Below are 22,028 nucleotides of genomic sequence, written 5' to 3'. Positions count from 1 at the left end.
CTCTTTCTCCTTGTCCGGCGCCATTACGGACGCAAGACCGCTACGCATTTTTCGGAAACGTCTTCATTCCCGAACAACAGGCGACCGGGGCGCGAGAAGCGCCCCGGTCTTTTCCCGATTTTACCGGGATTTACTTCTTCCAGCTGGCGACGAGTTCGTCATAGTTGACGGTAAGGGGCTTTTCCTTCTCGTTCTCGATCTTCAGCTGCGGTGCGAGGTTGCCCTTCGCGACGGCATCCTTGTGCCAATACTCGATGTCATGCTCTTCGGCGAGCTTCGGACCCATGTCGCCCTGAACGCCGGAGCGTTCGAGGCGAGAAAGAACCTTTTCCTGCTCGGCGCACAGCGAGTCCATGGCTTCCTGCGCGGTCTTGGCGCCGGAAGAGGCATCGCCGATTGCCTGCCACCAGAGCTGGGCGAGCTTCGGATAGTCAGGAATGTTCGTACCCGTCGGCGACCACTGCAGGCGAGCCGGCGAACGATAGAACTCGACGAGACCACCGAGCTTCGGCGCGCGATCGGTGAAGGACTGATGATCCAGCGTCGACTGACGGATGAAGGTCAGGCCGACATGGCTCTTCTTGACGTCGACCGTCTTCGAAGTGACGAACTGGGCGTAGAGCCATGCGGCCTTGGCGCGGTCGTCAGGAGTCGACTTCATCAGCGTCCAGGAACCGGCGTCCTGATAGCCGAGTTTCATGCCATCCTTCCAGTAGACGCCATGCGGAGACGGAGCGAAACGCCACTTCGGCGTGCCGTCCGCATTCACGACCGGCAGGCCGTCCTTGACGAAGTCGGCGGTGAAAGCCGTGTAGGTGAACATCTGCTGGGCGACTTCACCCTGAGACGGCACCGGACCGGACTCCGAGAAGGTCATGCCGGCGGCGGAAGCCGGAGCATAGGCCTTCAGCCAATCGAGATACTTCTGGATCGAATAGACCGCAGCCGGGCCGTTGGTGTCACCGCCACGGGCAACGCAGGAGCCGACCGGACGCGACTTCTCGTCGACCTTGATGCCCCATTCGTCGACCGGCAGCCCGTTCGGGATGCCCTTGTCGCCGTTGCCGGCCATCGACAGCCAGGCGTCGGTGAAGCGCCAGCCGAGCGACGGGTCCTTCTTGCCGTAATCCATGTGTCCATAGACCTTCTTGCCGTCGATCTCGCGGCCGGTGAAGAACTCGGCGATATCCTCGTAAGCCGACCAGTTGACCGGAACGCCGAGGTCGTAGCCGTACTTAGCCTTGAAGTCCTCCTTGTTCTTGGCGTCGTTGAACCAGTCGTAACGGAACCAGTAGAGGTTGGCGAACTGCTGGTCGGGCAGCTGGTAGAGCTTGCCGTCCGGGGCAGTGGTGAAGGACTTGCCGATGAAGTCGTCGATGTCGAGGCCGGGGTTGGTGACGTCCTTGCCTTCATTGGCCATGAAGTCGGTCAGCGAACGGGCCTGCTGGTAGCGCCAATGGGTGCCGATCAGGTCGCTATCGTTGACATAGGCGTCATAGATGTTCTCGCCCGACTGCATCTGTGTCTGCAGCTTCTCGATGACGTCGCCTTCGCCGATCAGATCATGAGTGATCTTGATGCCGGTGATCGCGGTAAAGGCGGGCGCCAGAACCTTGGATTCGTATTCATGGGTAGTGATGGTTTCCGAGACCACCTTGATGTCCATACCGGCAAAGGGCTTGGCAGCGTCGATGAACCACTGCATTTCCTTTTCCTGGTCGGCGCGCGAAAGCGATGAAACGTCACCGATTTCCTTGTCCAAGAACTGTTTTGCCTCGTCCATGCCGGCGAAAGCCGTACCGGTCAATGCCAGCAGCATGGCTGCCGTCGTCGTCAAAAGATGCCGTCGCATGATTGTCCTCCCAAGGGTTTGCGATTGCAGTTTTCGTCGTCGTGGATGGCGAACCTCCCCGCCACCCGTTCTTTCTGCCTCACACAAAGCGGAATACGCCGATCGCGTAGACCACTGACAAGGCGAGAGCCCACCAGAGGCTGGGACCGCCAAGTCCCAGCCAGGCAAGATGAATGAATGCCGAACCGAGCAGCGACACGAACAGTCGGTCGCCGCGGGTGGTTTCAAAGCGCAATATGCCGACACGCGGATTACCGCCGGGCGAGAAATACTCCCACACCCCCATCGCTGCGATCAGCAGGAAGATGATGATGAAGAAGAGGGCCGTCGGAAGCGTCCAGGCCATCCATGAGAAATCCATAGCAGCCTCCTGTCACACGCGGCCGAGGGCAAAGCCCTTGGCGATGTAGTTGCGGACGAAATAGATGACGAGCGCGCCGGGAATGATGGTCAGCACGCCGGCGGCGGCCAACACGCCCCAATCCATGCCCGAAGCGGAGACCGTACGGGTCATGATCGCGGCAATCGGCTTGGCGTCCGTAGTGGTCAGTGTGCGGGCAATAAGAAGCTCGACCCACGAGAACATGAAGCAGAAGAAGGCGGCGACACCGATGCCGGAGGCGATCAGCGGCATGAAGATCTTCACAAAGAATTTCGGGAAGGAATAGCCGTCGATATAGGCGGTCTCGTCGATCTCCTTCGGCACGCCGGACATGAAGCCTTCGAGGATCCAGACGGCGAGCGGCACGTTGAACAGGCAGTGGGCGATGGCCACCGCGATGTGAGTGTCGATCAGGCCGAAGGCGGAATAGAGCTGGAAGAAAGGCAACGCGAAGACCGCCGGCGGCGCCATGCGGTTGGTGAGCAGCCAGAAGAACAGATGCTTGTCGCCAAGGAAGCGGTAGCGCGAGAAGGCGTAGGCCGCCGGAAGGGCCGCCGTGACCGAGATCACGGTGTTCATCACCACGTAGATGATCGAGTTGATGTAGCCCTTGTACCAGGAGGGATCGGTGAAGATCACCGCGTAGTTCCTGAGCGTCGGGTTCTTCGGCCAGAGCGACAGGGCACCGAGGATCTCGCTGTTTTCCTTGAAGCTCATGTTGACCAGCCAGTAGATCGGCAGGATCAGGAAGAGGATGTAGATCGTCGGAACGAGGAAGGAGAGCTTGCCGCGGGTATCGTGGTTCATGGTCCTGCCTCCCTCAATTCTGCGGTGCGTCGTTGATGGTCATGACGGTGTAGAAGATCCAGGACAGGGCCAGGATGATCAGGAAATAGATGATCGACATGGCCGCTGCCGGTCCGAGGTCGAACTGGCCGACCGCCATCTTGACGAGGTCGATCGACAGGAAGGTCGTGGAGTTGCCGGGGCCGCCGCCGGTGACGACGAAGGGCTCGGTGTAGATCATGAAGCTGTCCATGAAGCGCAGCAGCACGGCGATCAGAAGCACGCGCTTCATCTTCGGCAGCTGGATGTAGCGGAACACCGACCAGCGTGAGGCACCGTCGATCTTGGCCGCCTGATAATAGGCATCGGGGATCGAAACGAGGCCGGCATAGCAGAGCAGCACGACGAGGCTCGTCCAGTGCCACACGTCCATGACGATGACGGTGATCCATGCTGCCGTCGGATCCTGCGTATAGTTGTAGGAAATACCGAGCGCCGTCAGCGTATGGCCGAGCAGACCGATATCCACACGGCCGAAGACCTGCCAGATGGTGCCGACGACGTTCCACGGAATGAGCAGCGGCAGCGCCATCAGGACGAGGCAGACGGGAACGCCGAGACCCGTTTTCGGCATGTTGAGCGCAATCAGGATGCCGAGCGGCACCTCGATCGCGAGGATCACCATCGAGAAGAACAGGTTGCGGACGAGAGCGTCCCAGAAACGGTCTGATTCCAGCATCTGCGTGAACCAGTCCGTGCCGGCCCAGAAGAACTGGTTGTTGCCGAAGGTGTCCTGAACCGAATAGTTCACCACCGTCATCAGCGGAATGACCGCCGAGAAGGCCACCAGCACCAACACCGGCAGCACCATGAACCAGGCCTTGTTGTTCCAGGTCTTTTCCATGGTTCAGCCCTCCGTGCCCACGCGCCAGGAATCGGCGTAGATGCCGATCGCCTTCTGTTCGAAAGTGATGCGCGCCTCCGTCGGCACCTCGTCATCCTCCGGAACGACGATCGACAGTGGCTGGCCGCAGAATGTGGCGCGAACGATTTTCTGGCGGCCGATATCCTCGACCTTGTTGACCTGCACCGGCATGCCTTCGCGTCCGAGACGGATGAATTCCGGACGAATGCCAAGCTCGATCTTGCCGCTGGCGCCGACCTTGGGCGCGCCGGCAAGCGGAATGATCTGATCGCCGATGCGGGCAGATGAACCCTCGACCGCGACCGGCATGACGTTCATGCCCGGAGAGCCGATGAAATAGCCGACGAAGGTGTGGCTCGGCTTTTCGAAAAGCTCGGCCGGCGTGCCGATCTGCACGATCTGGCCGTCATACATCACCACCACCTTGTCGGCGAAGGTGAGCGCCTCGGTCTGGTCGTGGGTGACATAGACCATGGTGAAGCCGGACTGGCGATGCAGCCGCTTCAACTGCGAACGCAGCACCCATTTCATGTGCGGATCGATCACCGTCAGCGGCTCGTCGAAGAGGATCGCATTGACGTCCGAGCGCACCAGACCGCGGCCAAGCGAAATCTTCTGCTTCTGGTCGGCGGTCAAGCCCTGCGCCCGACGCTTCGCCATGCCGCCAAGGTCGATCATTTCGAGGATTTCGGCGACGCGGCGCTGTACTTCCGCTTCCGGCACATGCCGGTTGCGTAGCGGAAAGGCGAGATTGTCGAACACCGTCATCGTGTCGTAGACGACCGGGAACTGGAAGACCTGCGCAATGTTACGATGTTCTGTCGAAAGCTCGGTCACATCGACCCCGTCGAACTCGATGCGTCCGTCGGACGGATGCAACAGCCCGGAAATGATGTTGAGCAACGTCGTCTTGCCGCAACCGGAGGGGCCGAGCAGGGCGTAAGCACCGCCGTCGGCCCATTCGTGATGCACTTCCTTGAGCGCATAGTCACCCGCAGCCTGCGCCTTGGCGCTGTAGGCGTGACGGATATGCTGGAGATTGATGCGTGCCATGATCTGTGCCCCCCTCACGCCGTCTCAGGGATCGGCGCGCCCAGCGCGTGACCCTCGGCATCGAACGCCATCAGATGGCGCGCATCGACATAGACCTCGATCTCGCGGTCCGGCTCGATGTCATGGATGCCATGGGCAAGCATGACCCAGCGGGCGCCGGCAAAATCGACGTGAATGAAGCTTTCCGACCCGGCAATCTCGGAAATCAGCGTGCGAACGCTCACCCTCGCAACGCCATCATGCTGACGGCGCAGCGCAATGTGATGCGGCTGGAACGCGACGGTCACCGGGCCATTCGCTACGCCGAGCAGATGCGGCGGCACCGGCAGTGCTGCCTGCCCGCCAACCCGGAAGACGCCATCGGCCTTCACGGCATCGATGGTGTTGAGCGGCGGATCGGCAAAGGTCTTGGCGGTCAGGAGATCGACCGGACGGCGATAGACCTCGATCGTCGGCCCGAACTGGGTGACGCGGCCCTCGCGGAGCGTTGCGGTATTGCCACCCAGCAAAAGCGCCTCGGATGGTTCAGTCGTGGCATAAACGAAGATCGCGCCGGATTCTGCAAAGATCTTCGGAAGTTCCTCGCGCAGTTCCTCGCGCAGCTTGTAGTCGAGGTTTGCCAGCGGCTCGTCGAGCAGGACCAGATTGGCCTTCTTGACGATTGCTCGCGCCAGCGCCGTGCGCTGCTGCTGGCCGCCGGAAAGATTGAGCGGCGTGCGGTCGAGATAGGGGGTGAGCTTCAGGAGCTCGGCCGCCTTGCGCACTTCACGATCGATGGTCGCCCGATCCTTGCCGGCAATCCGCATCGGCGAAGCGATGTTTTCATAAACAGTCAGCGCCGGATAATTGATGAACTGCTGGTAGACCATGGCGACGTTGCGCTTTTGCACGGGCACGCCGGTCACGTCCTCGCCGTCGAAATGGATCGTGCCTTCGGTCGGCTTGTCGAGGCCGGCCATGAGACGCATCAGCGAGGTCTTGCCGGAGAGCGTCGGCCCGAGCAGGACGTTCAGCGTTCCCCGCCGTAACGCCAGGTCGGTGGGGCGAATATGAAATTCGCCTCCCGCCATCTTCGACACATTGCGCAATTCGAGCATTGTTTCCTCGGGCCTCCTCCAACCGTCGGTGATAGATGCAGATCAGTCTGGTGCGGGTTCGTCAGTAAACGACGACGCCCGCCATGTACTCCTCAAGTCCCGCAGCCTCCCCGGCCGTCAGGAGCAATCCCTGCTTTGTACGCCGCCACAGCACATCCTCTGCCGTGCGCGCCCATTCCTTTTCGATCAGCCAGCGCACTTCCGCTTCGTAAAGCGTGCCTCCGAAGAAGCGGCCAAGATCCTCCGGCCGCGCCGCGTTGCCGATGATTGCGCCTGCAAGCGTGCCGTAACAGCGGACGAGCCGTTCGGCATGCGGCCGCGCCAGAAACGGCGCGCGCTTTATGAGCTTCGAAACTTCCGATTCGTAGCCGGTCGGAGCGAAATCACCCCCCGGCAGACGGCTCTTGCCAGTCCAGGACGAGCCCTTGATGCCGATTGCCTCGCCGATCTTTTCTAGCGCATGCTCCGCAAGCCGCCGATAGGTGGTGAGCTTGCCGCCGAAGACGTTCAGGAGCGGCGGACCGGCCGCATCGCTGTCGAGCTTCAGCACATAATCGCGGGTCGCTTCCTGCGCCTTGGAAGCGCCGTCATCATAAAGCGGGCGAACGGCCGAATAGGTCCAGACGATATCCTCAGGGAGCACCGGCTCGGCGAAATACTCGCTTGCGGCGTTGCAAAGATATGCCGTTTCCTCGTCGCTGATTCTCACGCTCTTCGGATCGCCAGAATAATCGCGGTCCGTGGTGCCGATCAGCGTGAATTCCTTCTCGTAGGGTATCGCGAAGATGATCCGGTTATCCGGATTCTGGAAGAAGTAAGCACGCGGATCGGAGAACTTCTTGCGCACCACGATATGGCTGCCCTGCACGAGGCGGACATTATGGACATTGTTGCGCCCGAAGGCGCCGGCCAGAACCTGATCCACCCAGGGACCGGCGGCATTGACCAGCATGCGGGACCGGAAGGTCGTCACGGCACCGGTCTGCTCACTGCGGACCTCGATCACCCAGACTTCACCTTCCCGACGCGCGGACACGACCCTGGAGCGGCTGAGAATGGTGGCGCCTCGGTCGGCTGCATCGCGGGCATTCAGCACGACCATGCGCGCGTCGTCCACCCAGCCATCCGAATACTCGAAGGCCCGAGAGAAAAGCGGCTTCAACGGCTTGCCGGCGACATCGCTTCGAAGATCCAGCGTCTTCGTCGGCGGCAAAAGCTTGCGACCGCCGAGATGATCGTAAAGGAAGAGTCCGAGGCGGATCAGCCATGCGGGGCGGATGCCACCCTTCTGGAACGGCAGGACGAAGCGCATGGGCCAGATGATGTGCGGGGCCATGGCCCACAGCACTTCGCGCTCCATCAGCGCCTCGCGCACCAGACGAAACTCGTAGTGTTCGAGATAGCGAAGGCCACCGTGAATGAGCTTGGTCGCGCCGGACGATGTACCGGAGGCGAAGTCGTTCATTTCGGCGAGCGCCACGGAATAGCCGCGACCAACAGCGTCGCGGGCAATGCCGCAGCCATTGATGCCGCCACCGATCACGAAGAGATCGAAAACCGTATCGCCTGACATTATCATCCCCACCCGATTTCGCATTGCACAATTTTTTGCAATTGCGAAAGTGTGATTATCTAATTCGAAATAAAATCGAATGTCAAACGAAGATTTATCGACCCTTCACGAGTCCGCGCCTCACGATGCGGTCTCAATCAGATTGACGTCGTTTTCAGCGCAAATCGTCCGGATGGCATCCAGCGGACAGCGATCTGTAATGAAAGTGTGCACCTGCGAGAGATGGCCGATCCGCACGGGAGCCGTGCGTTCGAACTTGCTGGAATCGCTCACCAATATGACATGGCGAGCATTGGCCATGATGGCCTGCGCCACCTTCACCTCGCGAAAGTCGAAGTCGAGAAGTGCGCCGTCACCATCAATCGCAGACACCCCGATGACGGCGAAATCCACCTTGAACTGGCGAATGAAATCGACCGCTGCTTCGCCGACGATACCCCCATCGGAGCCACGAACAACGCCACCTGCAATCACCACTTCGATCGATGGAAAGACCCTCAAGCGATTGGCAACGTTGATATTATTGGTGATAACCATGAGTTCGCGATGGTCGATGAGCGCTTCGCCAACCGCCTCGGTGGTGGTGCCGATATTGATGAAAAGCGACGAGTTGTCGGGGATGAGAGCGGCCGCTGCCCGGCCGATCGCTTGCTTTTCCGAGGCGGCAATCGACCGCCGCGCCTCGTATTTGACGTTCTCGTTGCCTGTCGGAAAAATCGCGCCGCCATGAATGCGCGTCAACGCCCGGCCGTCGCAGAGGTCGTTCAGATCCTTGCGAATCGTCTGGGGGGTGACGGAAAACCGGTTGGCGAGTTCGTCGACCAGAACGCGGCCCTGCTCTTTGGCGAGCGCAACGATTTCCGCCTGACGCGGGGTAAGCAGCATGATGATCCTCCCTCTCATTTCTCTTTTTCGTTTTTCTTCATCCTACGGAAAAACGAAAGCCGGGCAAGTATGTCGCGGGAGGAATGCGAAAAGCATGTGACATGGAGCATGTCGCGCAAAAGTGTGCCACGATTTTGCGGGAACGACATGCAATGAAACAAAAGCTTAAGGCGTACGGAGCGAATCTGAAAGATCGCGAAACGCTTTAGCGAAGAGAAAAGGCCGGCGCTTTCGCACCGGCCTGTCAAATTTCCTGGTTCAATAGCCGGGACGCTATCAGGCGACCTTCGGAGCACCGGCCCGTTTTGCGGCAACGCGGGCGCGGATCGTGTCCACGTCGGCGCGCGGTGTGGCGGCAAACAGCGTCCGGGTATAATCGTGCTTCGGATCGGAGAAGACCTCGTCGCGGCTGCCATATTCGACGGCCTCGCCGTAATACATCACCATCACCTCGTCGGCGATGTAACGCACGACCGAAAGATCGTGACTGATGAAGACGTAAGTCAGGCCGAATTCGTCCTGAAGGTCCGCCAACAGGTTCAGCACCTGCGCCTGCACCGAAAGGTCGAGAGCGGAAACCGGCTCGTCCAGCACAAGCAGCTTCGGCTTCAGCATCAGCGCGCGCGCAATGGCGATACGCTGGCGCTGGCCGCCGGAGAACATGTGCGGGTAGCGGTTATAGTGTTCCGGTCCCAGGCCGACCTTTACCAGCATTTCGGTCGCGCGCTCGCGGCGTTCGGCAGCAGTCATGCTCGTGTTGATCGCCAGCGGCTCGCCCAGCACGTCGCCGATCTTCTGGCGCGGATTGAGCGAACCATAGGGGTTCTGGAAGACGATCTGCACCTTCTGGCGCATCTCGGCGGTGAGATGACCCGGACGGGTGTCGACCGTCTTGCCCTCGATCAGGAGTTCGCCCGCTGTGGGTTCGTCGATGAAGGTCAGGATGCGGGCAAGGGTGGACTTGCCGCAGCCGCTTTCGCCGACGATGGCGAGCGTCTTGCCGGTTTCCAGCTTGAAGGACACGCCCTTGACGGCATGAACGACCTTCTCCGGTTTAAAGAGGCCGGTCGGCACGTGATAATCGCGCTTGATGTTGCGGATCTCAAGCATCGGCGTCTGTGTCGTGGTTTTGTCGCTCATGCGTTTTCTCCTGCGGTCGAACCTGCAAGGAAGTCGGAAACGGTCGTCAGGCGATCCCCGGTCGCGTTTTCCGGCAAGGCGGAAAGAAGGGCACGCGTATAGGCGTTCTTCGGCGCTTCGAAGAGCGAGAGTACGTCGGCCTCCTCCATCTTGCGGCCTTTGTACTGCACGATCACCCGGTCGGCGGTCTCGGCCACGACACCCATGTCATGGGTAATCATGATCAGGCCCATGCCGTTCTTCGTCTGCAGGTCCATCAGAAGATCTAGGATCTGCTTCTGGATGGTCACGTCGAGCGCGGTGGTGGGTTCGTCTGCGATCAGAAGCGTCGGATTGCAGGCGATCGCCATGGCGATCATGACGCGCTGGCACTGGCCGCCGGACATCTGGTGCGGGAAGTGGTTGAGCCGCTCGGCCGGATCGGGCAGGCCGACCAGCCGGAAGAGCTCGATGGCGCGCTCGCGACGGGCCGTCTTGCCGAGGCCCATGTGAATGCGCAGCACTTCCTCGATCTGGAAACCGACGGTGAAGCAGGGATTGAGGCTTGCCACCGGTTCCTGGAAGATCATGGCGATATCCTTGCCGATCAGCTTGCGCCGTTCGGCAGGTGAGATCCGCATGATGTCCTTGCCCTGAAAGAGCATGCTGTCGGCGGTGATCTTCGCCGTCCAGGGCAGAAGGCCCATGACGGCGAGCATCGAGACCGACTTTCCGGAGCCGGATTCGCCGACTATCGCCAGCACTTCGCCGGCTTCCACCGAAAGCGATACGCCATCGACCGCCTTGAACCAGCCGGAGGCCGTTTCGAATTCGACGGTCAGGTTCTGAATATCGAGAAGCGCCATGTCAGGACCTCTTCAGTTTCGGGTCGAGCGCATCACGCAGGCCGTCGCCCATCAGGTTGATGGCGAGCACGGTGATGAGGATTGCAAGACCGGGAAAGGTGACGACCCACCAGGCGCGCAGGATGAACTCGCGGGCTTCGGCGAGCATGGTTCCCCATTCCGGGGCCGGAGGCTGGGCACCCATGCCGAGAAAGCCGAGGGCGGCGGCATCGAGGATCGCGTTGGAGAAGGACAGCGTCGCCTGAACGATCAGCGGCGCGGTGCAGTTCGGCAGGATGGTGCGGAACATCAGCCGGAAGGGACCAGCACCTGCGAGGCGGGCGGCGGTCACGTAGTCACGGCTTTTCTCCGCCATGACCGCAGCGCGGGTAAGGCGCACGAAATGCGGCTGCAGGGTGAGTGCGATGGCGATCATGCCGTTGGTCAGGCTCGGTCCGAGGATCGCGACCAGCACCAGCGCAAGAAGCAGCGACGGGAAGGCCAGGATGATGTCCATCAGGCGCATGATGACGGTATCGATCCAGCCGCGGTAATAACCGGCGATCAGACCGACGAGAATGCCGCCTGTCAGCGACAGCGTGGTGACGAAGACGCCGATGAACAGCGAGTACTGGGCGCCGTAGATCAGACGTGAAAGGATGTCGCGACCGACGGGATCCGTACCCAGAAGATAGGTGCTGTTGCCGCCTTCGAGCCAGGATGGCGGCACAAGGATGGCGTCGCGATACTGTTCGAACGGGGAGTGGGGTGCGACCAGCGGCGCGAAGACCGCGATCAGCACGAGCGCGAGGAAGACGAAGAGGCCGATCACCGCCCCGCGGTTTTCGGAGAAATAGAACCAGAATTCGGCCAGCATCTGACGGCGCATCGCCGCGCTGGAAACCGTCTGTCCCTGAGTTGTCTCAGCCATGGAGTTTTTTCACCTCTTAGTGGCGGATACGCGGGTTGATCAGACCGTAGAGCAGATCAACAATGAGATTGACGACCATGATGATGCCGGCGATCAGAAGAAGGCCACCCTGGATCACCGGATAGTCGCGACGGAAGACGCTATCGACCATCCATTTGCCGATACCCGGCCAGGAGAAGATCGTCTCGGTCAGGATTGCGCCGGCGAGCATGACGCCGATCTGCAGGCCAATCGTGGTGATGACCGGGATCATGGCGTTACGCAGGGCATGCAGGCCGATCACCCGGAACGGCGAAAGGCCCTTGGCTCGCGCCGTGCGGATATAGTCTTCCGACAGCACTTCGAGCATGGCCGAACGCGTCTGGCGGGCGATGACCGCGAGCGGAATGGTGGCCAGCACGATCGACGGCAGGATCAGATGGCTGAGCGCCGAGGTGAAAGCGCCCTTCTGCCCCGACAGCAGCGAGTCGATCAGCATGAAGCCAGTTACCGGCGGGAAGAAATACATCAGTGAGATGCGGCCAGATACCGGCGTCCACTGCAGCATGCCGGAGAACAGGATGATGAGCAGCAGGCCCCACCAAAAGATGGGCATGGAATAGCCGACGAGGGCGACCCCCATCATCGACTGGTCGAACACCGAACCGCGCTTGATCGCCGCGATGACACCAGCCGGAATGCCGAGCGCAATCGCAATGACGATGGCGCAGAAGGACAGCTCGACCGTTGCCGGAAACAGCGACAAGAATTGATCAAGGATCGGAGACTTGGAAACGATCGAGGAGCCGAAATCACCCTTCAGCACACCGCCCAGATAATCGAAATACTGGATGACCAGCGGCCGGTCGAGGCCGAGCTGGTGGCTGATCTGGGCATGCCGCTCGGGCGACATGACCCGTTCGCCGGACAGCAACGCTACCGGATCGCCCGGCAGGAGCCGGATGAAGGCGAAGGCTATGATCGAGACCCCGACGAATGTCGGGATGAGGACGGCAAGCCGTCGCAGGAGAAAGCCAAACATGATGGACCCGCTTATGTTTTTCTTGGAGGTCTGTAATCGCCGGCCATCCCGGGCCGGTCCTGCTCGGAAGCAACATCTGCCTTCCTGAGCCTTTGGGGCCTGACGGTAACAACCGCCGGGCTCTCATGCAATCACCGCGGAAGCGCCGGGCTTCCGCGGTGATCCATTCAGTCTTGACGATTACTCGGCAATATCGACGTTTTCGAAGGTGAAGTCGCCGAGCGGGCTCTGGACGAAGCCGGAAACTTCCTTGCGCATCGGAACGACGGACAGGGAGTGATCGAGCGTTGCCCAAGGAGCTTCGCGCTTGAAGATGACCTGAGCCTCTTCGTAGAGCTTGGTGCGCTCAGCCTTGTCGGAGGTTACCTTTGCCTTCTTCACGAGAGCGTCGAATTCCGGGTTGCACCACTGGGCGCGGTTGTTGCCGCCCACGGCTTCGCAGCCGAGCAGGGTGTCGAGGAAGTTGTCCGGGTCACCATTGTCGCCGGTCCAGCCGAGCATGGCGGCGCCATCGCGGTCCTTGGCCTTGGAGCGGTCGAGGTATTCGGCCCACTCGTAGGAAACGATCTCGACCTTGACGCCGATCTTGGCGAAGTCGTCCTGCATGATTTCGGCCGCGCGACGCGCGTTCAGCATGTAGGGACGCGATACCGGCATGGCCCAGATCTTCATCGACAGATCCTTGACACCCGCTTCCTCGAGCATCTTCTTGGCGGCGTCGAGGTCGTAGGTATCGTCTTCGATCTTGTCGTTATAGGACCACATGGTCGGCGGGATCGGGTTCTTGGCCGGAGCTGCCATGCCCTGGAACACGGCATCAACGATCGCCTTCTTGTTGATCGCCTTGTTCAGCGCCTTGCGGACTTCGACCTTGTCAAAGGGCGGCTGGGTCGTGTTATAGGCCAGATAGGCGACGTTCAGGCCTTCCTGTTCCATGACCTTCAGAGCCGGATCGGCCTTCATGGTCTCGACGTCGGCAGCATTCGGGAACGGCATCAGGTGGCATTCGCCAGCCTTCAGCTTCTGATACCGAACGGCACCGTCGGTGGTGATTGCGAAGACGAGGTCGTCGATCTTCGGAGCGCCACCCCAGTAGTCGGCGTTCTTCTTGTAGCGGATGACGGCATCCTGCTGGTAACCTACGAAGGTGAACGGACCGGTGCCGACCGGCATCTGGTTCAACTGTTCCTTCTTTCCTTCAGCATCGAGCTTGTCGGCATATTCCTTCGACAGGATAGAAGCGAACGGCATTGCGATGTTGGCAAGGAACGGGGCTTCAGCGCGATTGAGGACGAACTTCACCGTCAGATCATCGACCTTCTCGACGGACTTGATGAGTTCCGGGAAACCCATTCCGGCGGCATATTCCCAGGACGTGCCCGGTACATACTGGTGCCAGGGATGATCGGCCTTGATCTGGCGCTCGATCGAGAAGACGACGTCGTCAGCGTTAAGCTCGCGGGTAGGAGTGAAGAAATCGGTCGTCTGGAACTTCACGCCGGGACGCAGCTTGAAGACGTATTCCTTGCCGTCTTCCGAGACGGTCCAGCTTTCTGCGAGACCGGCAACCGGGTTGGTCGTGCCCGGCTCGAATTCCAGCAGGCGGCTGTAGACCGGATGGGCCGACGCATCGAAGGTCGTGCCGGCGGTGTAGAGACCCGGGTCGAAGCCTTCCGGCGAACCTTCGGAGCAGTAAACGAAGGTCTTGGCGCTGGCCGCCGTGGAAAGGAACGTGGCCGCGAGCAGAGCCGCAGCAAAGCCAAACTTCAATTTCATTGGTAGTCTCCCATTGGTGAAATCCGGTTGTTCCGGTTTCGCCTGTTTCTTTCTGGCGTAGCGCACCCCAATTTTCGCGCGACGCCGTTCTTTACGTGGCAAACCCCACGCGGGCGGGCGCCCTGCCGATCCAAAAGCGGTCGCGATTTGAACAGTCTCATCACTGACCGGTCTGGCCCTGCAGGCGCTCTGTCTTTTTTCTTATCGGTAAAAGAATCGATGTAAAGAGAGATTCTGCCGCAGTTTTGAACCAACTTAGTCAAATTTCTGCCACTGCGCAGTTTTGTTAAACGTTTCGCACCGTCGAAATTCCATTAATTTCGTCGGAAATCGAATGCTATCCCGCCGTCAGGCATGTCGCTCGTCGTGCGTCTCCTCTGCACCAACATCTCATCTACACGTGACATGATGAAGCGCCCTGCCAGCGTTCGACGCCACCGGCAGGCAAGCTCGCACGCCGACTATTATCGGTTAGACGTCTCAGCAAGAAAGCCGAATGGAAATTCTGGCTGAACTGCCCATATAGAGAATGAAGAAAACCGTGTGGGGAGAATTATCGTGAAGCTTTGGGTACTTGCTCTTTCCGCCGCAGTGGCGGTTTCTTTTCCCGCGTATTCCGACGTGATCGATCCTCGCAATCCGCGCGTCAGTAACAAGAACTACGTCGATTGCCAGCGCATGCCAGACCGGTGTGCCGGTAATGATTCACAGCGGGCAAGACGGGACTATTATCGCAAGAATACCCGTCAGGGTAACAGTGCGTGCACATTCCGCGGCGAACAGCGCACATGGTCCGAGGACTGCCAGTAACCCTGGCGGATGCGCAGCACAGACCGTAGCCGCCTGCATCACAACGCACCGACATTCTCACGACGGAAATCCGCGAGATTGCTTAAATTGGAATAATCTTCGGAACCGGTCCTGAACGGACGGCATTGTATGTTCTAAACAATCGTCCTTGCCGGAACAACAGATGCCAGCGCTGCTTGAACTTCTTTCCAGACTTGCTGCGGCAATCATGCTGGTAATCAGCTTGGTATACCTGGCATCCTCATGGACGGATGGCTCCACCCCGTCCCATCATCTCGACATTTCCTCACAGGTCGTATGGACGCAGAATCCCGTTGTCATCGATCGCTCAATCCAGACCTATGAACGGATCGCTCCAGCCACGGACCCTTATCCCGTGAAACTGCGAACCGCGAACCGGATTCGGGTGATGGACAATACGACATTCCGGTATGACGGAACGGACTTCCGGCTGGCCGGTGTCGCACCGATCGAACGCGACAGGATCTGCATGACGAGATCGGGACGCCGGCAGGCTTGCGGGCTGAAGGCCTTCAAGGCGCTTGATAATGTCTTGCGGAATCAAAGGGTGGAATGCCGGGTCATTCGAGGCGCGGAAAGCGGTCAGGAAGTTGAGTGCATTGTTGACGGCAGCGATCTGAGGGACATGCTTCACGCCGCGCTTTCGGGTTAGCCGTCTTCGCCCGGAAGACGTCCCCTGGAGCCAGGTTGACAAATCGGTTCCCGACATCCGCATGAGGATAAGATCATCTGCAAGACCGGCTTTGCATTGACTGCGTCCATGAATACAGCTCGCCACACATTGCAGGAGGCCAAGGTCAGCCGAACTGCCTAGGACGGTTTGCACCAATCGAAAGCGGATCCGTTTGCTGTCAATTCCGATAGATAGGTGCGGATTTCACCCCGTGCCGGGGGCAGGCCTCGCACGGCCCAGGAATAATGCTGGCCGCAGGCCACGTTGACATCGGTCTTCCAGATCGGAGCCAATGCAGACATGCCGACCGGCGAAAGGCGATTGAACATCAATAGTCGTGCGCGCAGTACATCGGCCTCTGCCGGTGCATAAAGCTGGGAAAGCTGAACCAGATGCTCAAGAGATGCCGGAACTTCCGCAACGGCATGACGAACCATCGCCAACCGCAACCAGAGGTTTCCGTTCGTGGGAAGACAGGACAAAGCATGTACGAGGTAGGCGTCCGTGCGATCCGCAGTTTCCACCCATTGCGGAAACGCGTTGATCTGATCGGTGTGATCAAGGCGCGACAACGCCAGGGTTGCGCCGGCCTTGACCGCATCTGACTGACAAACACCTTGGGCGGTCAGCGATTCGAGACGACCGCCGGTTCGCAAGATCGTCTCCGACCCCACGATCCCTCCTCTCTCGATCCAACTCGCCAGTCTCCCGGCATCCACGAAGCGAAGTCTCTGCCTCAGATCCTGAAAGGACAGGTACATGACGGCCAGCGACAGGCAGACGAGAACAAGACCGGTGAAATGACTACCCGAAATACGGTTATGCATTCTCATTGTAGTATTTCGAATAGGTCCGATAATAATATTCCGAAGAACCGTATTTCTGATAGAGCTTCTGCTTGCCCTGATCGACCTTGTTCAGGATGACACCGACGCATTTGTTGAACAGATAGTTATCCGCTTCGACCGACTGGCGAACGAGACGCCTGCTGACCTTGCCCCATTCCACGACGAAGAGGAAAGCATCAACCGTTCCGGCAAAGGCCCTGGCATCGACGACCGGCGCAAGTGGCGGCAAGTCGACGATGATGTAGTCGTTGACTTCCGAGAGGCGCGAGATGATCGACTTCATGCCGGGAGAGCTCAAGAGTTCCGAGGAATGCGGAACGCGCTGCTTGATGACGGCGGGAAGGAACCTCAACCCAGTCCTCGGATTGACAAGGCAGAGACGCCCCAGATCCTGATTACCGAGAATTGCTTCGAGAATGCCCGCCTGCGCATGCTGAGCAAGGGCGCGGGTCGCACCCGGATTGCGAAGGTCGGCGTCGATCAGGGTGGTCCTTGCGCCTTGAGCCGCCAGCAGTTCTGCAAAATTGACGGCAATGGTAGATTTACCCTCGCCCGGTAGCGTTGAGATGATACCGATAACCTTCGTCTTCTTCGTCGAACAGGCAAGATCGACGGCGATCTTGCTGTTACGCAGTGTTTCGGCGAACGACGATAGGGGATGATCCACGACATAATCGTAGATGGGACCGAACTTGGCCACCGTGCGGGGATCAGAGACCGGCTCCGCCTTGTAGGCGGCGTTTTCCGCCATCAGAGGAGCCGTACCCAGGAATTCAAGACCCAGCGTCGAACGGATCTGGTCACCAACACGGAAGAAGCGGTCGCGGAATTCTCGGAATGCACCGACACCAGCGCCGGCAAAGATTCCAAGCGCCAGGAAACCCGCCAGAACGACAATCTTCTTCGGATGACTCGGTCGCGATGCTTCCGAAGCGCGGGAAATGATGCGTGCGTCGGTCAGCGGGAAGGACTGCTGCTGCACAGCTTCCTGATATCTCTGCAGGAATGTCTGGTAGAGGTTCCGATAGGTCTCGGCTTCGCGTTCGAGTTCACGAAGCTGAACCATGGTTTCGTTGGCCGTTGCGCTAACGCCTGTGGCTTCTGCAACGCTTGCAGCCAAGGTCTTCTCCCGGGCTTCCGCAACGTCCACTTCGCTTCGATAGCCTTGCGCGATACGATTGAGCTCATCGAACATCAACCGCTTGTATTCATCCATTTCCGCCCGAAGTCTGACAGCCTGCACGTGGCGCGGTCCAAGCTTGGCCGAAATCTGCGCCTCGAGCTTCGACGCGTTGAGGTATTTCGTGCGCAGCTCGTTGGAAATGCTGCTGTCGAGAACGTCGCTAACAATCGCATCGGTCTGGCCGGAGGCAATGATCTGCTCGATCCGCTGCAGTTTTGCCTTCGATTTCGCAACATCCGACTGAGCAACAATCAGGGCGCTGTTCAATTCGGACAGTTGCTGGTCGGAAACCAGCTGATCGCCGGCGGTCACGAGCCCGTTCGCACTCTTGAACTTCTGAACCGCGAGGTCGGTATCGAGCGCCTGCTGGCGAAGTTCCGCTATTCGCTCGAGAAGCCAGTTGCTGGCCCGGCGCGTGGCTTCGTATTTCGAATTCAGACTGTCTTCGAGGTAAGCGTCACCGAGAGCGTTCGCGATCTTCTGGGAAAGACCCGGGAAAGGCGAAACATATTCGACGGTCAAAACATAGGATCTGCCGACGCGCGTTACGTCGATATTGCCTTGTACGCCGGCTGCAGCATCGCGCTTGCGCTGCTCGATATCGGCGCCGGTATCAATATCATCGGACGAGAACCACTGAGAGACGCTGAAGATCTTTACGACAGAACGATAGACCGACTTGTAGAGCGAGCCGAACGATGCCTGAAACTGCGGGTCATCGACGAGCTTAAGCTTATCGACGACAGAAAGCGCAATTGTCTCCGATTTGAGAAGTTCAACCTGGCTCAGGACGGAGCCTTCGTCATCCAGAACCCCACCGCCCAAGGTAAGTTGATCTGCAAACTGCTTGTTACTCCGGTCAATCAGAACGCTGATCTGCGAAGTATAAAGAGGCACGGCCGAAATCAGGTAGACGAGGCCCAAAAGAAGACCTGCCGCCATGCAAGCTGCGACGACAACCCATTGTCGTCGCAGGATGGCCAGTACGGCTTCGACGTCTATGACTTCGGAGTCGGGCTCACGCTGAGATCCGTTGACGACTGACTCCCCGTATAGTTCACGGTTCAATAGCTGCACGATCTCGCCTCGCCCGTTTGTTGGACCGAAAAAATCAGAGGCCGGTCACGTTCACAATGATCGTCGGGCTCACGACGTTGACCGTCGTGCCGCCGCCGCCAGAGCTCGCAAAATAACCGCCTGATGCGCCCGAGAAGCTCGTCCCGCCCTGGGCCTGCGTCGTCGGCGCAGAGACCGCGCCGCCACCGGCCGTGCCGGAAGCGCTTCCGGTTCCGCCGAGCGCACCCGCACCGCCGCCTGCGCCACCCGCAGCGGCCCCGCCGAGCGCGGCTGTTTCAACCTCACCGGTCGCGCTGGCAAACGCCGCCTGGAAGACCGTATTGGTAACCTTTGCCGACTCTTCCTGAATGCGGGAGGCAAGAGCAAGATCCGCCGGATCGGTGCTGGCGCTCAAGACGCGCACTGCGCGGGCAAGACCGGAAGCAATGCTGCCGATCTGTTGGTTATTTGCCGAAGAGACCAGCGCAAGCAAAGGCGCCAGGGTTTCCTCGCTGGAAATCGCCAAACCGCGAACCTGCAGCGAAAGCGATGCTGGAGTGATCGTTTCGCCAAGCAAAGTCTCCGGTGCGCTGAGGAAGGCCTGAACCTCAGCCGTGCCGAGACGGGAAGGTCCACCTACACGCGGTGCCGTCGTCTGCGACGCATCCTGCGCGAAAGCCACGCCCGCAGTGACGGGAACTGCACAGGCGCCCACAAGTGCCAGAAGTAGAAACTTGCCAGTCTTCATGTCCATCACGCTTTTGCTCCTTTTATCTGCTCGATCTGCCCATACATGTCAGCGACATTATCGAGCAACAGCAAAACTAGTTCTCAGTTAATCTGCAATTTTGTCATCTTAGAGATCCTTGATGGAATCTCTTGTCGAAACCACGTCTGAACTTACGCCGGAAGCCGTCGAAGAAATCGAGTTGACCAGGTTGAGGAACTTGATGATTTCAACCGAATCGGAGTTCGAGATGTAAATAACGTCCTTGTCCTGCATCGGGAACTTCTGGACGGCGAACAACGCAGCAGGGTCGCGCAGATCCGCCCTGAAGACGACCGGAATATCGTCGCCCTTGAACTTGGAGACATCGACGCCGAGACTGACCAAAAGCTTGCGGGGCGCCTGACGATAAAGCAGGACCTGCGCCGGGTTCGCACGAGAATCGAGAAGACCGCCGGCCTTGCCGAGGCCTTCGCCGAGGGTCAGGTTTTCTTCCTCGAAATCGAACCTTCCGTTCGTGCCGGCCGCACCGAAGGCCAGGAAGGTCCGGCGTTCGCGTTCGGCGATGATGGTATCGCCCGGAGCCACGTAGATATTCTCGGAAGGATTGGCGAGCAGCTTGTCGAAACGCACCCGCGCCGTGCGGCCGCGCCGCTGTACGGTGACGTAGGTTTCGGCATTCGGCGTTTTCAAGCCACCGGCCTCGGAAACCGCATCGAGAACGCGCTCGCCTGCATCGGTCAACTGAACCTTCGTGGGTTCATTGACATCGCCGAGAACGGCCACCTGGGCCGACTTGCTACTGACCTTGGTGATAACGACCTGCGGCTCGATCGCCTTGCTGGACAGCAGATCCTCGACCTCAGCCTGCACTTCCTCGACCTGGCGACCCGCAGCACGAATGCGACCCGCGTAGGGAACGCTGATAGTGCCATCGCGAGCAATGGTCTGCTCCGGCAGCGTTACATAGTTACCCGGACGGCTGCCGGCATCGGCGGGGATGAAGAGCCCCCCCGCCTGGGATTCGAAAATAGCCACCTGAATGATGTCGCCGGCGCCAAGCGGCAGACTCGGCGCACCACTGCGGCTGCTGCCGAGGCTGCCGAGACCGGCCTCGGTCGTCGTCTCAGAGGCATAGGCCAGCAGGGAACTATTGATATCGACCAACGCATAATCGATGCCAACGGAACGCTTGGACGAGGCATTGGTCACCTTGACCGTCGCCCGCTCCTCCACTGCCCGTCCGGTGGGACCGGAGCTTGAAGTGGCCGTACATCCTGAAAGAGCAACAACTGACGTAGACAAGAGCAGGCCGGCGGCGAAAAGCTTCAAGTTAATCCCCTCAACTCAAGAAACATGCAGTCCAAGTATCTGCCGAAGGAGCAGACGAATACTGCAATCAATCCGGAATCGGCCTTGATGTCCGCAGTACCCCATTTTGAGTAGGAACCTTATACGCACTGCAGCAATGAGTCCACGCAGCAACCGCAAAAAACCGTAAAATGCCAACAATCGGCTTAAGCAGGATTAAATTCAGCGTCTGTAATGTGTCCCCCAGAAAGCCACTGAACAAGTGTAAAAGAGACGGGGATGAAAATGAACCATAACAAAGCGCTGTCCGTCGCATTCGGTGCAATGATTACTCTCGGCTTTGCACCTGCCTCCCATGCGGTTCCACTCGGAGGACTAACGAAAGACTTAGGTCGAAGCGCAACAATACAGCTTATAGCTGTCAGCAAACAAACTCTGGCGCCCTATGCCCATGTACGATTTTGCGTGCAGAATCCTGACGATTGCGAAGTCAGGAATTCCGAAGGCGGTGGCGTCGTGGACCTCACGGCGGCCAAGAAATTGGAATTGCAGCGTATAAACCGCCAAGTCAATCGTTCCATGCGCCCGGAAAACGACGAACCGGGCAATGATGTATGGAAGGTCGGCGGAACATCAGGCGATTGCGAGGACTACGCTCTCACCAAGCGCCGCCAACTCATGGAAGCCGGCTGGCCCAGCACGGCGCTGCGACTCGTGGTTGCGCGTACTTCGGAGGGTGAAGGCCACGCCGTTCTCGCGGTTGCCACCTCCGAAGGCGACCTGATCCTCGACAACAGGACGGTCGCAATCAAGGAATGGCGGCGCACGGACCTGCGCCTGCTGAAGATTCAATCGGGCGAAAATCCGCGTCAGTGGTTCGATGTCAGACGCCGATAGGCCTGTTTTACCGGCTCCGGCCAATTTTGGGCGCACCTGACAGACGGGGCGTCCAGTCCGTGAAGAACACGAATCACGATGCCGGAAGCGTCAGGTTCCGGCGTCATGGCCGGGACACGCAGCTCATACGTTGTGCCCTGCATCCTAAAGATCAGGCATGATCTGGCACTTCTTGACACTATACCGCCTCTATCCAACACTACCCCTGACTGAAGTTCGTCGATGAACGCGAAAATCCGGACCGGCGCCATAGCCGT

General features: G+C 59.3%; 20 protein-coding genes. 3 read left to right on the top strand and 17 right to left on the bottom strand.

Features of this window, described 5'->3' with window-relative positions; translation table 11 throughout:
* Nucleotides 1–130 precede the first annotated feature (130 nt).
* The 13 genes from H4I99_RS23975 to H4I99_RS23915 form a co-directional block, all read right to left on the bottom strand.
* On the bottom strand, nt 131–1,852 hold the full coding sequence (locus tag H4I99_RS23975) for an ABC transporter substrate-binding protein (protein ID WP_163902551.1): 1,722 nt from the start codon (nt 1,850–1,852) through the stop codon (nt 131–133).
* A 79-nt stretch (nt 1,853–1,931) separates the two neighbouring features.
* Nucleotides 1,932–2,213 carry a DUF2160 domain-containing protein gene (locus H4I99_RS23970; protein ID WP_163902549.1) on the bottom strand — a complete coding sequence of 94 codons (282 nt, stop codon included), beginning with the start codon at nt 2,211–2,213 and terminating at the stop codon, nt 1,932–1,934.
* A gap of 12 nt (nt 2,214–2,225) precedes the next feature.
* A complete protein-coding gene (locus H4I99_RS23965; protein ID WP_163902547.1) occupies nt 2,226–3,041 on the bottom strand; it encodes a carbohydrate ABC transporter permease in 816 nt (271 codons plus the stop codon).
* A gap of 13 nt (nt 3,042–3,054) precedes the next feature.
* A complete protein-coding gene (locus tag H4I99_RS23960; protein WP_163902545.1) occupies nt 3,055–3,924 on the bottom strand; it encodes a carbohydrate ABC transporter permease in 870 nt (289 codons plus the stop codon).
* A 3-nt stretch (nt 3,925–3,927) separates the two neighbouring features.
* The gene (locus H4I99_RS23955) at nt 3,928–4,998 is read right to left on the bottom strand and encodes an ABC transporter ATP-binding protein (RefSeq protein ID WP_163902544.1); all 1,071 of its coding nucleotides are present in this window, start codon (nt 4,996–4,998) and stop codon (nt 3,928–3,930) included.
* A 14-nt stretch (nt 4,999–5,012) separates the two neighbouring features.
* Nucleotides 5,013–6,095 carry an ABC transporter ATP-binding protein gene (locus tag H4I99_RS23950; protein ID WP_163902542.1) on the bottom strand — a complete coding sequence of 361 codons (1,083 nt, stop codon included), beginning with the start codon at nt 6,093–6,095 and terminating at the stop codon, nt 5,013–5,015.
* Between the two features lie 61 nt (nt 6,096–6,156).
* On the bottom strand, nt 6,157–7,668 hold the full coding sequence (locus tag H4I99_RS23945) for a glycerol-3-phosphate dehydrogenase (RefSeq protein ID WP_163902540.1): 1,512 nt from the start codon (nt 7,666–7,668) through the stop codon (nt 6,157–6,159).
* A gap of 120 nt (nt 7,669–7,788) precedes the next feature.
* A complete protein-coding gene (locus H4I99_RS23940) occupies nt 7,789–8,553 on the bottom strand; it encodes a DeoR/GlpR family DNA-binding transcription regulator (protein ID WP_163902538.1) in 765 nt (254 codons plus the stop codon).
* Nucleotides 8,554–8,829: 276 nt separating this feature from the next.
* The gene (locus H4I99_RS23935; protein WP_163902536.1) at nt 8,830–9,693 is read right to left on the bottom strand and encodes a dipeptide ABC transporter ATP-binding protein; all 864 of its coding nucleotides are present in this window, start codon (nt 9,691–9,693) and stop codon (nt 8,830–8,832) included.
* On the bottom strand, nt 9,690–10,538 hold the full coding sequence (locus H4I99_RS23930; RefSeq protein ID WP_163902534.1) for an ABC transporter ATP-binding protein: 849 nt from the start codon (nt 10,536–10,538) through the stop codon (nt 9,690–9,692). The genes H4I99_RS23935 and H4I99_RS23930 overlap by 4 nt, the downstream gene beginning before the upstream one ends.
* 1 nt (nt 10,539) lies before the next feature.
* Nucleotides 10,540–11,448, bottom strand: a complete 909-nt coding sequence (locus H4I99_RS23925; RefSeq protein ID WP_099056027.1) for an ABC transporter permease subunit — start codon at nt 11,446–11,448, stop codon at nt 10,540–10,542.
* Between the two features lie 16 nt (nt 11,449–11,464).
* The gene (locus H4I99_RS23920) at nt 11,465–12,469 is read right to left on the bottom strand and encodes an ABC transporter permease subunit (protein ID WP_163902532.1); all 1,005 of its coding nucleotides are present in this window, start codon (nt 12,467–12,469) and stop codon (nt 11,465–11,467) included.
* Between the two features lie 180 nt (nt 12,470–12,649).
* Nucleotides 12,650–14,245 carry an ABC transporter substrate-binding protein gene (locus H4I99_RS23915; RefSeq protein ID WP_163902531.1) on the bottom strand — a complete coding sequence of 532 codons (1,596 nt, stop codon included), beginning with the start codon at nt 14,243–14,245 and terminating at the stop codon, nt 12,650–12,652.
* A 558-nt stretch (nt 14,246–14,803) separates the two neighbouring features.
* Here H4I99_RS23915 and H4I99_RS23910 point away from each other — a divergent pair.
* Complete coding sequence (locus H4I99_RS23910; RefSeq protein WP_163902529.1) at nt 14,804–15,055, top strand: hypothetical protein; 252 nt, start codon at nt 14,804–14,806, stop codon at nt 15,053–15,055.
* A gap of 163 nt (nt 15,056–15,218) precedes the next feature.
* Nucleotides 15,219–15,728, top strand: coding sequence for a thermonuclease family protein (locus tag H4I99_RS23905; protein WP_163902527.1), 510 nt, complete (start codon nt 15,219–15,221; stop codon nt 15,726–15,728).
* 158 nt (nt 15,729–15,886) lie between these two features.
* Here H4I99_RS23905 and H4I99_RS23900 read toward each other — a convergent pair whose 3' ends face one another.
* From H4I99_RS23900 to H4I99_RS23885, 4 genes are all read right to left on the bottom strand, one after another.
* Nucleotides 15,887–16,582, bottom strand: a complete 696-nt coding sequence (locus H4I99_RS23900; RefSeq protein ID WP_163902525.1) for a hypothetical protein — start codon at nt 16,580–16,582, stop codon at nt 15,887–15,889.
* Entirely contained in the window at nt 16,569–18,848 is a 2,280-nt protein-coding gene (locus H4I99_RS23895; protein WP_163905988.1) for a succinoglycan biosynthesis protein ExoP, read from the bottom strand. The genes H4I99_RS23900 and H4I99_RS23895 overlap by 14 nt, the downstream gene beginning before the upstream one ends.
* 43 nt (nt 18,849–18,891) lie before the next feature.
* The gene (locus H4I99_RS23890; RefSeq protein ID WP_164490815.1) at nt 18,892–19,593 is read right to left on the bottom strand and encodes a hypothetical protein; all 702 of its coding nucleotides are present in this window, start codon (nt 19,591–19,593) and stop codon (nt 18,892–18,894) included.
* Between the two features lie 99 nt (nt 19,594–19,692).
* A complete protein-coding gene (locus H4I99_RS23885) occupies nt 19,693–20,895 on the bottom strand; it encodes a polysaccharide biosynthesis/export family protein (RefSeq protein ID WP_163902522.1) in 1,203 nt (400 codons plus the stop codon).
* Nucleotides 20,896–21,153: 258 nt separating this feature from the next.
* On the opposite strand from H4I99_RS23885, the gene H4I99_RS23880 reads away from it, so the two are divergent.
* Nucleotides 21,154–21,771 carry a transglutaminase-like cysteine peptidase gene (locus H4I99_RS23880; RefSeq protein WP_244625286.1) on the top strand — a complete coding sequence of 206 codons (618 nt, stop codon included), beginning with the start codon at nt 21,154–21,156 and terminating at the stop codon, nt 21,769–21,771.
* Nucleotides 21,772–22,028: the final 257 nt, after the last annotated feature.

It is taken from the genome of Paenirhizobium daejeonense (genome assembly GCF_014280875.1).
Classification (GTDB): Bacteria; Pseudomonadota; Alphaproteobacteria; order Rhizobiales; family Rhizobiaceae; genus Allorhizobium; species Allorhizobium daejeonense.
Note: the sequence above shows the minus strand (reverse complement) of the source record. Positions and strands in the feature narration are given on the sequence as shown.